At 58.0% G+C, this 15864-nt stretch carries 15 protein-coding genes and 1 pseudogene; 14 read left to right on the top strand and 2 right to left on the bottom strand.

Translation table 11 applies throughout. From position 1 onward, the window contains the following. Positions 1-123: 123 nt before the first annotated feature. The 4 genes and pseudogenes from K2184_RS15935 to K2184_RS15920 all read left to right on the top strand — a co-directional run. Positions 124-708, top strand: a pseudogene (locus K2184_RS15935) (FGGY-family carbohydrate kinase); the annotation flags it as partial. A 37-nt stretch (positions 709-745) separates the two neighbouring features. Beyond that, complete coding sequence (locus K2184_RS15930) at positions 746-1606, top strand: class II aldolase (protein ID WP_004112667.1); 861 nt, start codon at positions 746-748, stop codon at positions 1604-1606. A gap of 9 nt (positions 1607-1615) precedes the next feature. Next, the gene (locus K2184_RS15925; RefSeq protein ID WP_004101670.1) at positions 1616-1885 is read left to right on the top strand and encodes an HPr family phosphocarrier protein; all 270 of its coding nucleotides are present in this window, start codon (positions 1616-1618) and stop codon (positions 1883-1885) included. A 294-nt stretch (positions 1886-2179) separates the two neighbouring features. Next, positions 2180-2605, top strand: coding sequence for a VOC family protein (locus K2184_RS15920; RefSeq protein ID WP_004112669.1), 426 nt, complete (start codon positions 2180-2182; stop codon positions 2603-2605). A 283-nt stretch (positions 2606-2888) separates the two neighbouring features. On the opposite strand, the gene tynA is transcribed toward K2184_RS15920, so the two are convergent. Both tynA and paaZ read right to left on the bottom strand, forming a co-directional pair. Then, complete coding sequence (gene tynA, locus K2184_RS15915; protein ID WP_163525550.1) at positions 2889-5147, bottom strand: primary-amine oxidase; 2259 nt, start codon at positions 5145-5147, stop codon at positions 2889-2891. 190 nt (positions 5148-5337) lie between these two features. Further along, entirely contained in the window at positions 5338-7383 is a 2046-nt protein-coding gene (gene paaZ / locus K2184_RS15910) for a phenylacetic acid degradation bifunctional protein PaaZ (protein WP_163525552.1), read from the bottom strand. Between the two features lie 287 nt (positions 7384-7670). On the opposite strand from paaZ, the gene paaA reads away from it, so the two are divergent. From paaA to pcaF, 10 genes are read left to right on the top strand one after another with little or no spacing between them, the layout of a single operon-like run. Continuing rightward, positions 7671-8600, top strand: coding sequence for a 1,2-phenylacetyl-CoA epoxidase subunit PaaA (gene paaA / locus K2184_RS15905; RefSeq protein WP_004101678.1), 930 nt, complete (start codon positions 7671-7673; stop codon positions 8598-8600). An 11-nt stretch (positions 8601-8611) separates the two neighbouring features. After that, entirely contained in the window at positions 8612-8899 is a 288-nt protein-coding gene (paaB, locus tag K2184_RS15900) for a 1,2-phenylacetyl-CoA epoxidase subunit PaaB (RefSeq protein WP_004101679.1), read from the top strand. 7 nt (positions 8900-8906) lie between these two features. Further along, positions 8907-9662, top strand: coding sequence for a 1,2-phenylacetyl-CoA epoxidase subunit PaaC (gene paaC / locus K2184_RS15895; RefSeq protein WP_004101680.1), 756 nt, complete (start codon positions 8907-8909; stop codon positions 9660-9662). Between the two features lie 12 nt (positions 9663-9674). After that, a complete protein-coding gene (gene paaD, locus K2184_RS15890) occupies positions 9675-10172 on the top strand; it encodes a 1,2-phenylacetyl-CoA epoxidase subunit PaaD (RefSeq protein WP_004101681.1) in 498 nt (165 codons plus the stop codon). 7 nt (positions 10173-10179) lie between these two features. Further along, positions 10180-11250, top strand: coding sequence for a 1,2-phenylacetyl-CoA epoxidase subunit PaaE (gene paaE / locus K2184_RS15885; RefSeq protein ID WP_163525554.1), 1071 nt, complete (start codon positions 10180-10182; stop codon positions 11248-11250). Beyond that, on the top strand, positions 11247-12014 hold the full coding sequence (paaF, locus tag K2184_RS15880) for a 2,3-dehydroadipyl-CoA hydratase PaaF (protein WP_163525556.1): 768 nt from the start codon (positions 11247-11249) through the stop codon (positions 12012-12014). The genes paaE and paaF overlap by 4 nt, the downstream gene beginning before the upstream one ends. Before the next feature lie 2 nt (positions 12015-12016). Further along, positions 12017-12805: a 2-(1,2-epoxy-1,2-dihydrophenyl)acetyl-CoA isomerase PaaG gene (gene paaG / locus K2184_RS15875; RefSeq protein WP_004101686.1), complete on the top strand. Its 789-nt coding sequence runs from the start codon at positions 12017-12019 to the stop codon at positions 12803-12805. A gap of 3 nt (positions 12806-12808) precedes the next feature. Next, entirely contained in the window at positions 12809-14230 is a 1422-nt protein-coding gene (locus tag K2184_RS15870) for a 3-hydroxyacyl-CoA dehydrogenase (RefSeq protein WP_163525558.1), read from the top strand. Further along, on the top strand, positions 14220-14642 hold the full coding sequence (gene paaI, locus K2184_RS15865; protein WP_004101689.1) for a hydroxyphenylacetyl-CoA thioesterase PaaI: 423 nt from the start codon (positions 14220-14222) through the stop codon (positions 14640-14642). The genes K2184_RS15870 and paaI overlap by 11 nt, the downstream gene beginning before the upstream one ends. Next, the gene (pcaF, locus tag K2184_RS15860) at positions 14642-15847 is read left to right on the top strand and encodes a 3-oxoadipyl-CoA thiolase (protein ID WP_163525560.1); all 1206 of its coding nucleotides are present in this window, start codon (positions 14642-14644) and stop codon (positions 15845-15847) included. The genes paaI and pcaF overlap by 1 nt, the downstream gene beginning before the upstream one ends. Positions 15848-15864: the final 17 nt, after the last annotated feature.

Raw genomic sequence — 15864 nt, 5'->3', positions numbered from 1 at the left:
CGGGTCTGACGGCGCTTAGTGCTGAATTCACTATCGGCGAAGGTGAGTTGATGGCTCATGATGTCCCTCTGGGATGCGCTCCGGATGAATATGATGATCTCATATCAGGAACTTGTTCGCACCTTCCTGAGAAAAACGTTTCGTTTGACGGATGAGGAAATTCAAACAGGTCTGGAAAAAGCACGCGAGCGCTATGTCCAGCCTTCCTGGTCTGCCGAAGACATTCCCGTGTTCATTCCTCATTTGCGGGGGTCTGGTTCGCCAAATAAAAATCGGCACACGCGCGGTCTGATTTTTGGTCTGACGGATTCACTTTCGCCAGCGACTCTGCTTGAGAGTGTCTTTATCGGTCTGACGATGGAGTTTTCTCTCTGTTATGAGTGCTTTAACATCCAGGCTGGCAGGAGTGTAAAAGTAATAGGCCCTGCGGTGAGAAACCCGTACTGGCTCCAGTTGAAGGCTGACATCCTTCAATGCCCCATTGAGGCCATTGCTTTTGATGAAGCCGTATCCGTTGGGGCATTATTGATAGCCTGCCCGGAGATTGACCCTCCCTCTGTTCCTGTGGCCGGGCGTTATATTCCGGACGTAATACGGTCGGAGAAGTTGCAAAAATATCAGCAGCAATGGCTAGCCTTTTACCGATTTAAATTAATGCAGGAAGGAGTATTTATTGGTGAGGAGGATAATAGCTCAGTAGTTCGATAATTTCTTTACACTTTCAATATAGATATCTGGAGTTAATATGCCTTTAGTTAATGGTAGGATCCTGCTCAATTGCATTCAGGAAAAGCAGGTGCTGGCTGGTGCATTTAATACAACAAACCTGGAGACGACAATTTCTATTCTTAATGCAATAGAACGCTCGGGGTTACCTAATTTTATTCAGATTGCGCCAACTAATGCGCAGCTTTCCGGTTACGATTACATTTACGAAATTGTTAAACGGTATGCTGACAAAATGGATGTCCCGGTGAGCCTGCATCTGGACCATGGTAAAACCCTGGCAGATGTTAAGCAGGCGGTAAGAGCCGGATTTACCTCAGTAATGATTGATGGCGCGGCTTTACCGTTTGAAGAAAATATTGCTTTTACAAGAGAAGCGGTTGATTTCTGTAAATCATTTGGCGTACCCGTTGAAGCGGAACTTGGCGCTATTTTGGGTAAAGAAGACGATCACGTTAGCGAGGCTGACTGCAAAACCGAACCCGAGAAAGTCCAGCGCTTCGTTGAAGAAACAGGGTGTGACATGTTGGCAGTGTCAATCGGCAATGTCCACGGACTGGAAGATATCCCACGCATCGATATCCCGCTACTGCAACGCATTGCTTCCGTTTGCCCGGTCCCCCTGGTTATCCACGGCGGCTCTGGTATTGATGAAGAGATTCTACGTAGCTTTGTTAATTATAAAGTGGCAAAGGTTAATATTGCGAGTGATTTGCGCAAAGCCTTTATTACTACAGTCGGAAAAGCCTGGGTGAACAATAATAACGAGGCTAATCTTGCTCGCGTAATGGCAAATGCAAAACAGGCGGTTGAAGATGATGTGTATTCTAAAATTCAGATGATGAATAAACTGCACCCTGCATTTCGCAAAGCGTGTTAAGGATCGGACATGATTAGACAAAAAGTACGCGTCATGAACAGTACCGGATTACATGCCCGACCCGCCGCAAGCCTGGCCCGGATCGTCAAAAAATACCAGTCTTCATTGATACTGGTTAATAATGACAAAGAAATCCCCATTAAAGGAATGATGAGCATTCTGGGTGCCGGTGTAAAAGGAAATACGATGATTGATCTCATTTGTGATGGACAGGATGAACTGGCCTTTATGGATGAATTAAAATCTGCCTTTGCTGCTGGTTTTGGTGAGTCCGAATAGTGTCATTCCCTTAAGAGGCGCGTGGAGTTGTGACGACTTGATGCGCCTCTTATGATCTTTTGAATCACAATCACTTAACTTATTGAATGCAGGCTTTTTTCATTAATGGAATCGGCCTTCTTACTCTCTTAATGTCTCTCCACAGCGTTTAGCTTTCAGAGCATAAACTTCGGCTTCTGGCACCAGGCCGCCCACCAGCATCCATGAGCTCCAGCGTTATGGTTGTGCGGGTAAAATGTATTCTTAATGTGCTGTACTATATGTTCGGGAAAAGGGCAAAGAGGATGCAATAAGATGCTGGCTTATATCACTATAGGTACAAATAACTTTCAGCGCGCCGTGGACTTTTATGACGCTATTTTTAAGGTTCTTGGCTACTCGCGATTGCCTGCCTGGACAGAAAGCTGGGCAATGTGGGGAGATGAAAATAATCCGGATGAGGTATTCAACTTCTGCATCTGTCCTCCTTTTGACCGCCATCCCGCAACGGCGGGAAACGGGACAATGTTCGCATTTCATGCAGATAATGCTGACATTGTCAGACGATTCCATGCAGCAGGTCTCCTTGCGGGAGGGGAGAGTGAAGGCGAGCCAGGTACACGTCCCGCATACGGACCCGATTTTTATGTTGCTTATCTGCGCGATCCTGACGGGCATAAGCTGGCATGCGTTTATCAGCGCTATTCTCCTGAAGCCGATAAGTTCGTAAATGAACCTTAGGGACTTCACTTAACCCATTTAACGGTTTGAGCATTGATAAAGCCTGGCGATGAAATGCGGCGTTTGCGGCGAACTCGCTCAATATCGTTTACGGCTGCTACCGTTCGCCCCGGCCCTTAGCCGCCCGGGCTAATTCACTCCCGCATTAAAGCTGCCGGGCTGATTATGGTGCCGTCCCTTAATGAGCTCAGGAGAGCGGAGCGGCAGGGCATTCTTCTGAATAAGCTGAGAACGGCGATAGCCCCAGACCCTGGTTTTATCGCCGTTTAGCGTCTAAGCCACCTTACTCCTTCTTCTCGCCAAGCGTCGGCGTCTCGTCAAAGAAGTTCCACGGTTTCAGCAGCGCATGCGCCCACTCGGTCGGCATAATCGGCCACTCCTCAGCGCGGGCAACGTGGGTGGTACCGGTGGTGATCCACACGACATCATCGTGGTTGTCCAGGGATTCATCATCTTTCGCGTACTGGCCGAGGCCGGTGTCGTGAATTGAACGGTTAGGGTACTTACCTTCCGGGAAGCGTTCGGTCGGATGATAGCGGGTGACCCACAGCTGTTTATCCATAAAGCTCAGGCGATGGTAAATCCACTCATCAGGGGCAAATTTTGCCCCGGTAGCGACCGGATGCGTGCCGCCCGCGTAAGGGATAATCTGATACGACACCGGATTACCCATCCGGTTTTCCCTGGTGGTATTGCTTAGCAGACGGATGGTGCCCGGGTCAAATTTCTGCGCCGCTTTCTGCTCGCTATCAATCGTGTACTGATTGATCTGCATGGTGCTGCTGCGCGGGCCGCCGGCGGTATTCGGCTTCACTTCCGGGTCCATGGCCACCAGCGTGTTGTTCTCTCCGTCAACGTCAAGATCGAGGCGGAAGTTATAAATATGCTGGTGGGTGGTGCCGACAATATTATGGTCAATCAGCGTGCCGTAGCGGGTGTCCTCTTTGGCGCTCGGGTCATGCATGGTCTTCGCTTTCACGCCTTTAACCGCTTCGATGCCGGTGGCTCCGGCGTCAATGCCGATTGTGCCGTTTTCGTGGAATACCCAGTCAAAGATATAGTCGTAGTTGCCGACGGTACTGATCCAGCGCACCACCAGTTCGCGGCGCTCGGTACTGACGTTCGGCTTGCCCATCTCCTGATGTTTATACTCCGGCCCGGCGTAGCGTTCGAAAATAGCGATCGCGCGCGGAATGGTAGTGGGTGTGCCGGTATAGTCAGCGATGGTTTCATCCAGCAGGACCGCGTTGGACGGCGCGTCTTTACCGCGGACGATAGGTGAGGTCAGGGTGCCCATGCCGTAGTCGCCGGAATCGAGATAGGCCTTAAAGTACCAGCCCACGTCCGGGTCGCCGTAGGGCACGATCATTCCACCGAGCGATCCTTCGTACATCACCTGACGTTTCTTGCCGTTATCGTTATATGTCACGGTGGAGAGAATCGGCCCAACGCGGGAGTTCATGCGCAGGTGGAAATCCCAGTTTTGCCAGTGGATCATATCGCCGGTAATGGTGTAGTTTTTGCCTTCCGGCTCGATGATATCGAGGGGTTTAACCTTCGGTGCCACGCGGTCGCGCCCGTCATAGGGGCGGGCTGCCATCGGTACCGGGATCGTCGGACCTTCTTCAATTTTAATAATCTTCTTCTGTTCGAGGTCGACTACCGCGACCAGATTTTCAATCGGATGCGCCCAGTAGTTACCGTCGCCAACGTCAAGATAGCTCACCACTTTCAGCAGCCGCGCATCCTGTTTGAGGCCATCTTTGCCGTCGAAGTAGCCGACGGTTAGCGGGGTGGTAATCACCTTGCTCGGGTCGTCGATGCCGTGTTTTTTTAACACTTCGGCAAATTCGCTGCTGGCGTTGATGATGTTCTGCACGCTGGCGAAATCATCCAGCAGCACCATGCCGTGGGCGTCTTTAATCGGCGTCCATGAAAGCACCTTTTTATTCTGTAAATCCACCACTGCCTCAATAACGTGCTTGCCGTCGAGCATGATCACATCGGCAGCGCGCGGGGCGTTGACCGGCGTACCGTTGAGGGCAAAATCCCACACCGCTTTTTTATCCGGCTCGCGCAGGGAGATCTCGGTGAATCGGGTATTGGGTTTGAAATCCGCCGTGGCTTTAACGATAGCGACCGCTGCGCTGATTTCCGCCGCTGAGAGCGAGTTCAGCGGATGCGGGCGTTTTTCCACCTGGAAGGTCTGGTCAAGACCGGACTGAAAAACGTCGTTAATAAAGGTGTCAGAAACCCATGCTTTGCCGTCTTTCATCACTACCGGCACCTGCAGCTCCAGGGTTTTACCATTGACGATGGCCGTTTTCGCCCCCGGTTTTACCTTTACGTAAGCGCCGTCTTTAATCAGGGTAAACATCTGCGCGTAGTCATCCCACTGAACGTCCGCGCCAAAATCCTGCAGGGTTTTATCCATCGGGACCATATGGGCTTCGCCACCGTGGGCGAACGCCGGGCTTTGCCAGGCGCAAAACAGAGCGACAGCCAACGCCAGAGCCGTCTTGCGGGGGGAAAGAATCGCCATTGTGACCTCACCTTATTGTTGTGTTGTGCAGTGCCGCTGCGAATGTCGGCTTGTCTATCGTTAAGCTAACAGCGGTCAGCGCCGGGGCGTTTGCCTGCTTTTGCCAGGTTGTTTGTCAGTTTTGCCAGTTATAAAAAATGCCTCCGCAGAGGCATGAAGATGGCGATAAAGATGGGAGAATTTCTAATATTTACCCGGCAAAATCCCCCTGCTGGCGGGCCACCAGGGTCAGAATGGAGTAGAGGGCGACCGCCTGCTGGTGCTGATTAAAAATCTCTACCGCCCACTCAACGACGCCGGTCGCTTTCTCTTCAGCGTTGCGCTGACGTTTCACCGTTTTACGCTTGCAGGTCAGGCGTACCTGGATGGTATCGCCCGGCTTCACCGGCTCGATGAAGCGCAGATTCTCCATCCCGTAGTTGGCGATCACCGGGCCGACCCCGGCGTCAACAAACAGCCCGGCAGCGGCGGAAATCAGGAAGTAGCCGTGCACCACGCGTTCGCCGAAAATCGACTCCGCCGCGGCAATCTTATCCATATGGGCGTAAAAGTGATCGCCGCTCAGGCAGGCGAAGTTGACGATATCCGCCTCGGTCAGCGTGCGGCGCGGAGTCAACAGGCTGTCGCCCGGCTGGATCTCCTCGAAATATTTGCGGAACGGGTGAATGCGGTCTTCCACCACCTGCGCGCCGCGCACCCACTGCTGGCCGATGGCGGCGAGCATCGTCGGGCTACCCTGAATCGCGGTGCGCTGCATATAGTGCTTCACCGCCCGCAGGCCGCCCAGCTCTTCACCGCCGCCGGCGCGCCCCGGACCGCCGTGTACCAGCTGCGGCAGCGGGGAGCCGTGGCCGGTGGACTCTGCGGAAGACTCTTCGTTCAGTATCTGAATACGCCCGTGGGCGCGGGCGGCGCCGAGAATAAACGCGCGCGCCAGTTTTCCGTTGGCGGTGACCAGCGTGCCTGCCAGGCTACCTTCACCGGCCCGCGCCAGGGCCATCGCATGCTCGACGCTCTGATAGGGCATCAGAGTAGCCACGGGGCCGAACGCTTCAATGGCGTGTACCGCCGGGGTCTCATCCGGCTGCGGGCAGAACAGCAGCGTCGGCGGGAAGAATGCGCCCGCGGCGTTGAGATCCGCGCGACCACCCAGCAACACTTCACATCCGGCTTCGATCAGACGGTTTACATTATCCTGTACGTCCTGACGCTGTTCGTGGTTCACCAACGCGCCCATCTTCACGCCTTCCTGCGCCGGGTCACCGAACGCCACTTTTTGCAGGCGCGCAACCAGCGCGTCGCTCACCGCTTTCACCTGTGCCTGCGGCACGATAATACGGCGGATGGCGGTGCACTTTTGCCCGGCCTTCGCCGTCATTTCTCGTACCACTTCGCGAATGAACAGCGCGAACTCCGGCTGCTCCGGCGTGACGTCGTCACCGAGTACGCAACAGTTTAGCGAATCCGCTTCCATGGTGAAGGGAATGGACTTCGCGACCAGGTTGGGATGCACCCGCAGCTGCTGTCCGGTATGCGCCGAGCCGGTAAAGGTGACAACATCCTGGCTATCGAGATGGTCGAGCAGATCGCCCGCGCCGCCGCAGATCAGGCTGATTGCGCCCACCGGCACCAGTCCGCTATCGACAATCATTTTAACCATCGCCTGAGTTAGCTGCGCGGTAGCGGTAGCCGGTTTGATGATGGCGGGCATCCCGGCAAGCCAGGTGGGCGCCAGCTTTTCCAGCATGCCCCAGCAGGGAAAGTTAAAAGCGTTGATATGCACTGCCACGCCGGACTTCGAGGTCAGCACGTGGCGGGCGGCGAAGCCTCCCTGTTTTGATAGCGGAATCAGCTCATCTTCCGGCCACAGGGTATCGTCCGGCAGCTCGCGGCTGCCAAGACTGGCGTAGGTGAAAAGGGTGCCAATGCCCCCTTCGATATCCACCCAGCTGTCGGCACGGGTAGCGCCGGTTTCGGCAGAGATTGTATACAACGCCGCCTTCTGCTCCAGCAAATATCTGGCGACCGCCTTCAGCATTGCGCTGCGCTCAATAAAGGTCATCGCCTCCAGCGCTTTGCCGCCGCGCTCAATCGCGAAGCGTCGCGCCTGCGCCATATCCAGACCCTCGCTGGTGACTTCCCATAGCGCTTCGCCGCTGATGGCGTGATGGATAGTGCGCGCGTGGCCCCGGCCGGTATGCCACGTGCCGGACAAGTAGCTGGCTAACTGCTGCATGTTTCATCTCCAGATGTGTTACGTGAAATATCTATAAATAGTTCTTTGGTGAATCATAAAAAGCAAGCCTGTATTTAATAATTTATTAACATTGTGATCGGTGGCGATCTGCGTTTAGCACTTAATCTATTGTTAGTTATGTGGTTTACAAAAGCTTTTGCGGTAGCTATCACAAAAAGAACAAACAAAATTTGTGGTTTTATTTAACCTGAATGTAACTTTTATAAAACAAAGTGATTCGAAAATTATTTATAGTCGAATTTATTGGAATCATAAAAGGTGATGACGTGACAGAAGAACAACGCTTTGACCAGCGCATCGCGCAGGAGACGGCCATCGAACCGCAGGACTGGATGCCGGAAGCCTACCGCAAAACGCTGATCCGCCAGATTGGTCAGCACGCGCATTCGGAAATCGTCGGCATGCTGCCGGAGGGCAACTGGATAACTCGCGCGCCAACCCTGCGCCGCAAAGCGATTCTGCTGGCGAAAGTGCAGGATGAAGCCGGGCACGGTCTGTATCTCTACAGCGCCGCGGAAACCCTCGGCTGCGCCCGCGAAGATCTGTATCAGAAGATGCTCGACGGCAAGATGAAGTACTCCTCCATCTTCAACTACCCGACTCTGAGCTGGGCGGACATCGGCGTAATCGGCTGGCTGGTGGACGGCGCGGCCATCGTCAATCAGGTGGCGCTGTGCCGTACCTCCTACGGACCCTATGCCCGGGCGATGGTCAAGATCTGCAAAGAGGAGAGCTTTCATCAGCGCCAGGGATTCGAAGCCTGCATGGCGCTGGCGCAGGGTAGCGACGCGCAGCGGCAGATGCTGCAGGACGCCATCAACCGTTTCTGGTGGCCGGCGCTGATGATGTTCGGTCCGAACGATGATAACTCGCCAAACAGCGCCCGCAGCATGGCGTGGAAAATCAAGCGTCACTCCAACGATGAGCTGCGCCAGCGCTTTGTCGATAACACCATTCCGCAGGTGGAAATCCTCGGCATGACCGTACCCGACCCGGATTTACAGCGGGATGAAGCCACCGGCCACTACCGCTTTGGCGCCATCGACTGGCAGGAATTTAACGAGGTCATTGCCGGACGCGGGATCTGCAACCACGAACGTCTGGCCGCTAAACGCAAGGCGTGGGAAGAGGGCGCATGGGTGCGGGAAGCCGCGCTGGCGCATGCGCAAAAACAGCAGGCTCGCGACGCCGCATAAGGAGAAGAAAGATGAGCAATAACTATTGGCCTTTATATGAAGTGTTCGTTCGCAGCAAACAGGGACTGTCGCACCGCCACGTCGGCAGTCTGCACGCCGCCGATGACCAGATGGCGCTGGAAAATGCCCGCGATGCCTATACCCGCCGCAGCGAAGGCTGTTCGATTTGGGTAGTGAAGGCCAGCGAAATCGTTGCCTCGCAGCCTGAAGAGCGCGGTGAATTTTTCGATCCGGCGGAGAGCAAAGTCTATCGCCATCCCACCTTCTACACCGTGCCCGACGGCATGGAACATATGTGAGGCGACGATGAAAAACGATAACCCCGTTGCAGCTTATGCTCTGCGCCTCGGCGATAACGGCCTGGTGCTGGCCCAGCGTCTGGGTGAGTGGTGCGGACATGCGCCGGAGCTGGAGATCGATCTGGCGCTGGCCAATATCGGTCTCGACCTGCTGGGGCAGGCGCGCAATTTCCTCAGCTATGCCGCTGAACTGGCTGGCAGCGGCGATGAAGACACCCTGGCCTTTGGCCGCGACGAGCGTCAGTTTCGCAATTTGCTGCTGGCGGAGCAGCCCAACGGCAACTTTGCCGACACCCTTGCTCGCCAGTTTTTTATCGATGTCTGGCACGTAGCGCTGTTCAGCCGCCTGGTCGGCAGTCGCGATACGCAGCTCGCCGCCATCGCCGCCAAAGCGTTAAAAGAAGTGCGCTACCACCAGCGCTTTAGCCGTGGCTGGCTGGAGCGCCTGGGCAACGGCACGGCGCTTTCGGCGCAGAGAATGCAAAGCGCAGTCGATAATCTGTGGCGCTTTACCGGCGAGCTGTTCCAGGCCGATGAGCTGGAGATTGAGCTGAGCGCGCAGGGCATCGCCGTCGACCCACGCGAACTGCAGGGCGAATGGCAGAGTGCGGTACATACGGCGCTGATCGACTCCGGTTTACAGATCCCGCAAGAAGCGGCCTTCCGCAGCGGCGGTAAACAGGGGCTGCACAGCGAGCATCTCGGGCCGCTGCTGGCGGAGATGCAGTATTTACAGCGCGCGTATCCCGGCCAGCAGTGGTAGCAGGAGGTGGTTATGCAACGTCTGGTTGATATCGCTCCCCCGGAGATCCACGCCGTCTGGGAGGTATTAAGCGCCATTCCCGACCCGGAAGTTCCGGTGTTGACGATTACCGACCTCGGCATGGTGCGCAGCGTGGATCGCCGCGGCGATGGCTGGGTGATTGGCTTTACGCCAACCTACTCGGGCTGCCCGGCGACCGAACATCTGTTGGGAGAAATCCGCGCGGCAATGACGGAAAACGGCTACGCGCCGGTGCATATCGTGCTGCAGCTGGACCCGCCGTGGACTACTGACTGGATGGGGCCGGAGGCGCGTGAACGTCTGCGCCAGTACGGCATCAGTCCGCCGCAGGGTCATGCCTGCCATGCCCATATGCCGGAGGAGGTGGTCTGCCCGCGCTGCGCCAGCCGCCATACCTCGCTGATTAGCGAATTCGGTTCCACGGCCTGCAAAGCGCTGTATCGCTGCGACAGCTGCCGGGAACCCTTTGATTACTTTAAATGTATTTGAGGTTGCGATGACGACATTTCATTCGCTTACCGTGGCGAAAGTGGAGCCGGAAACCCGCGATGCGGTCACCATCACCTTTGCCATTCCCGACGCGCTGCGAAACGCATACGCCTTCCGTCCGGGCCAGCATCTGACTTTAAAAGCCCGCCTTGGCGGGGAAGAGCTGCGTCGCTGCTACTCCATTTGCCGCAGCCGCACGCCGGGGGAAATCAGCGTGGCGGTCAAGGCTATCGACGGCGGACGCTTCTCACGCTATGCCCAGAACGACATTCAACAAGGGATGGCGTTGGAGGTGATGGTGCCGCAGGGCCACTTTGGCTACCAGCCGCAGGCCGGGCGCAGCGCGGACTACCTGGCGATTGCCGCCGGCTCAGGTATTACGCCGATGATGGCGATTATCGACGCCACCCTCGCCACCGAACTCGACAGCCGTTTCACCCTGATTTACGGCAATCGCAGCAGCCATAGCATGATGTTCCGCCAGGCGCTGGCCGACCTGAAAGACCGCTATCCGCAACGCCTGCAGGTGGTGCATCTGTTCAGCCAGGAGGCGATGGACAGCGATCTGCTGCAGGGGCGCATCAATGGCGACAAGCTACGCGCGCTGGCCGCCCGTCTGCTGGATTTCAGCCGCTTTGAGCGCGCCTTTATCTGCGGGCCGGCGGCGATGATGGATGAGGCGGAGATGACCCTGCGCGAACTGGGCATACCGGAGAAAGCGATTCATCTGGAGCGCTTTAATACCCCGGGCAGCAGCGTCAAGCGGGCCACCGGCGTCCAGGCGGAGGGGCGCACGGTCACAATCCGTCAGGACGGCCGCGACAGAACCATCGCCCTCAGCGCAGAGGATGACAGCATCCTTGACGCCGCGCTACGCCAGGGGGCGGATCTGCCGTTTGCCTGCAAAGGCGGAGTCTGCGCCACCTGTAAATGCAAAGTCCTGCGCGGCGAGGTAGTGATGGCTGCTAACTACGGCCTCGAAGCCGACGAAGTGGCGGCAGGTTACGTGCTGAGCTGCCAGTCGCTGCCCACCAGCGGCGATGTGATCGTCGATTTCGACGCGCGGGGGATGGCATGAGCGAACTGTTAATTGCTCGCCACGTGCGCGTCCTCCAACTGACGCTTAATCGCCCGCAGGCGCGCAACGCGCTGAATAACGCGCTGCTGACGCAAATTGCCGACGTGCTCGACGCGGCGGCGCTGGACCCGACGGTCGGCGTCTGCGTTATTAGCGGTAATCAACGCTTTTTTGCCGCAGGGGCTGACCTGAACGAAATGGCGGAAAAAGATCTGCCTGCCACCCTCGATGATATTCGACCGCGGCTGTGGGCGCGTATCGACGCCTTCAACAAACCGCTGATCGCCTCGGTAAACGGCTATGCCCTCGGCGCCGGATGCGAACTGGCGCTGCTCTGCGACCTGATAGTCGCCGGCGATAACGCCCGTTTTGGCCTGCCGGAAATCACCCTCGGTATTATGCCGGGCGCGGGCGGGACCCAGCGCCTGATCCGCAGCGTCGGTAAAGCGCTGGCCAGCCGGATGATATTGAGCGGCGAAAGCATCGATGCCAGGCAGGCGCTGCGGGCGGGGCTGGTAAGCGAGGTTTATCCGCCAGCGCTCACCGATGAATATGCACTCGCTTTGGCAGCAACTGTGGCCCGCCACTCGCCGCTGGCGCTGCGCGCGGCTAAACAGGCCTTACGGTTGTCGCAGGAGGTCAGCCTGCAGGCCGGGATTCAGCAGGAACGCCAGTTATTTACTTTGCTGAGCGCGACTGAAGACCGTCGCGAAGGCATCGACGCCTTTCTCCATAAACGTACTGCGGAATTTAAAGGACGCTAATCGTGGAAGCTTTCATTCTCAGCGAAACAGAACAGGGCGTGATGACGATTACCCTTAATCGCCCGGACCGACTGAACAGTTTTAACGACCTGATGCACCAGCAGCTGGCGGCGTGCCTGAAACAGGCCGAACGCGACGACAGCATACGCTGCCTGCTGGTGACCGGTGCGGGGCGCGGTTTTTGCGCCGGGCAGGATTTAAATGACCGTAACGTCGACCCCAGCGGGCCGGCGCCGGATCTCGGGCTCTCGGTTGAGCGTTTCTATAACCCGCTGGTGCGCCGTCTGGCGGCGCTGCCGAAGCCGGTAATTTGTGCGGTGAACGGGGTCGCGGCGGGTGCGGGAGCTACGCTGGCGCTGGGCTGCGATATCGTGCTGGCGGCGCGTTCGGCGAAATTCGTGATGGCGTTCAGCAAGCTTGGTCTGGTGCCGGACTGCGGCGGCAGCTGGTTTCTGCCGCGCGTGGCGGGACGGGCGAGGGCGATGGGGCTGGCGCTGCTGGGCGATAGCCTGAGCGCAGAGCAGGCCGCACAGTGGGGGATGATCTGGCAGGTGGTGGACGATGCCGAGCTGAAAGACACCGGCCTGGCGCTGGCCCGTCATCTGGCCGCCCAGCCAACTTATGGCCTCGGTCTGATTAAGAAGGCGCTTCAGCTTGCGGAAACCCAGACTCTGGATCAGCAGCTCGATCTTGAGCGCGATTATCAGCGCCTGGCCGGACGCAGCGCCGACTATCGCGAAGGCGTCAGCGCCTTCCTCGCGAAGCGTCCACCTCAATTCAGCGGGAAATAGCCGATGAGCAAAACGTTACCTACCGTTGCGGTAATAGGCAGCGGCACCATGGGCGCCGGCATTGCCGAGGTGGCCGCCGCCGCCGGGCATCCGGTACTGATTTTCGACATCGATCCTGAGGCGGTGGTTCGCGCCATCGACGGTATTGGTCAACGTCTGGCCTCCCGCGTCAGCCGCGGCAAGCTGGCGGCTGGCCAGGCTGAGGCGCTGCTGACGCGTCTGTCTCCGGCTGAGGATCTGAGCGCTTTAGCCCGCGCGGAGCTGGTTATTGAAGCTGCCTCCGAGCGCCTGGACGTGAAAAAAGCGCTGTTCAAACAGCTGGCTGAAATCTGCTCCCCGTCAACGCTGCTAGTCAGCAACACGTCGTCGATATCGATCACCGCCATCGCCTCTGGAGTCGCGCACCCGGAGCGGGTTGCCGGGCTGCACTTCTTTAACCCGGCCCCGGTGATGAAGCTGGTCGAAGTGGTCAGCGGCCTGGCGACCTCGGCGGAAGTCGTTGAACAGCTCTGCCAGCGGGTCTGCGCGTGGGGAAAACAGCCGGTTCGCTGCCGTTCGACGCCCGGTTTTATCGTCAACCGCGTGGCGCGTCCTTTTTATGCCGAAGCGTGGCGAGCGCTGGAGGAGCAGGTTGCCGCGCCGGAGGTGATTGACGCCGCTCTGCGCGACGGCGGCGGTTTTCCCATGGGGCCGCTGGCGTTGACCGACCTGATAGGCCAGGACGTTAACTTTGCGGTGACCTGTTCGGTGTTTAACGCCTTCTGGCAGGACCGCCGCTATCTGCCATCGCTGCTGCAGCAGGAGCTGGTTCTGGCCGGACGGCTGGGCAAAAAGAGCGGGCAGGGGGTCTACTGCTGGCCTGGCGAAGCGCAGCCTGAGCTGGCGCTGGCCACCGTATCAGCAGAACGCGCAGCAAAGTGCATTAAAAGTGACGTTGTCACCGAGCTGGACGAGGTGCTGCTGCTGGAAACGACCGGTGAAACCGCCCTGGCATTGAGCATCCAGCACGGCCGTCCGGTGGTGGTCTACGACCATAGCGCGGGCGAAACGGTGGTGCTGGCCAGCGCGGAAACGGCCTCACAGGCGGCGACCGACAAAGCCATTTTCTATTTTCAGCTGCAGGGCAAAAAAGTGCTGCAGATCGCCGACTATCCCGGGCTGCTGGTGTGGCGCACGGTGGCGATGCTGGTTAACGAAGCGCTGGATGCGCTGCAAAAAGGTGTCGCCAGCGCCGAGGATATCGATACCGCCATGCGCCTGGGCGTTAACTACCCGCGCGGTCCGCTGGCGTGGGGGGAATCACTTGGCTGGGGCCGGGTACTGCGGCTGCTGGAGAACCTACAACAGCACTACGGCGAGGAGCGCTATCGGCCCTGTACCCTGCTGCGTCAGAAGGCGCTGATGGAGAAACATCATGAGCAATGAAGCCTGGCGTAACGCCCGCGCGATGTATGAGAACGATAACTGCGCGCAAGCGCTGGGGATCAAGATTATCGAGATGGATGACGGCTACGCGCAGATGTCCATGGCGGTTACCGCGAACATGCTCAACGGCCATCATACCTGCCACGGCGGGCAGCTGTTTTCGCTCGCCGATACCGCCTTCGCTTACGCCTGCAACAGCCAGGGGCTGGCGGCGGTCGCGTCGGCGGCGAGCATCGATTTTCTGCGCCCGGCCTTTGTCGGTGAGCTGCTGACCGCGACGGCGAGAGTCAAGCATCAGGGCAAGCTGACCGGGGTCTATGACATCGAAATTGTCAATCAACAGCAAAAAGTTGTTGCCTTGTTTCGCGGTAAATCGCACCGCATCGGCGGCACAATCACAGGAGAAGTCTGATGCGCGACGCTTATATTTGTGACGGGATCCGCACGCCGATTGGCCGCTACGGCGGGGCGCTGGCCAGCGTGCGCGCCGATGACCTGGCCGCCATCCCGCTGCGCGAGCTACTGAGCCGTAACCCTAAGTTCGACCCGGCATCGATTGATGATGTGATTCTCGGCTGCGCCAACCAGGCCGGTGAAGACAACCGTAACGTGGCCCATATGGCGACGCTATTGGCGGGCTATCCCCACAGCGTACCCGGTACCACCATTAACCGCCTGTGCGGCTCCGGTCTGGACGCCATCGGCTTCGCGGCCCGCGCCATCAAAGCCGGAGAGGCGGATCTGATGATCGCCGGCGGCGTTGAGTCCATGTCGCGAGCGCCGTTCGTGATGGGGAAGGCCAGCGCCCCGTATCAGCGCCAGGCCGAGCTGTTTGATACCACCATCGGCTGGCGTTTTGTGAACCCGCTCATGCAGCGGCGATTTGGCACTGACAGCATGCCGGAAACGGCGGAGAATGTAGCTGAATTGTTAAATATCAGCCGCGCCGATCAGGACGCTTTCGCTTTCCGCAGCCAGCAGCGGACGGCTCAGGCTCAGCGCGACGGTATTCTGGCCCAGGAGATCGTGCCGGTCGACATTATCGGCTGGAAAGGGGCGGTAAACGTCGTGCGTGACGACGAGCATCCGCGAGCGGACACCACCATTGAACAGCTTTCGCGGCTAAAAACGCCGTTCCGCCAGGGCGGCGTAGTGACCGCGGGAAATGCCTCCGGCGTCAACGACGGCGCCGCGGCGCTGATTATCGCAAGCTCGCAGCAGGCCATCGTCCAGGGGCTGACGCCCCGGGCGCGCATTGTGGCCATGGCGACGGCGGGCGTCGAGCCGAAATTTATGGGGCTGGGGCCGGTTCCGGCGGTACGTAAAGCGCTGGAACGCGCCGGGCTGAACATTAACGACATGGACTTGATTGAGCTGAATGAAGCCTTTGCCGCTCAGGCGTTGGGCGTGCTCAGACAGCTGGGGCTGGCGGACGATGCCCCCCATGTTAACCCCAACGGCGGCGCCATCGCCTTAGGCCATCCGTTGGGAATGAGCGGCGCCCGGCTGGCATTAAGCGCCAGCCTGGAGCTGCAGCGCCGCAGCGGGCGCTATGCGCTGTGTACGATGTGTATTGGCGTGGGTCAGGGCATTGCCATGATCCTTGAGCGAGTGTGAGCGAATCTACCTGCGAG

This window comes from Klebsiella sp. K5-306 (genome assembly GCF_051835185.1).
GTDB lineage: Bacteria > Pseudomonadota > Gammaproteobacteria > Enterobacterales > Enterobacteriaceae > Klebsiella > Klebsiella oxytoca.
This window is presented reverse-complemented; position numbering and strand designations above follow the sequence as displayed.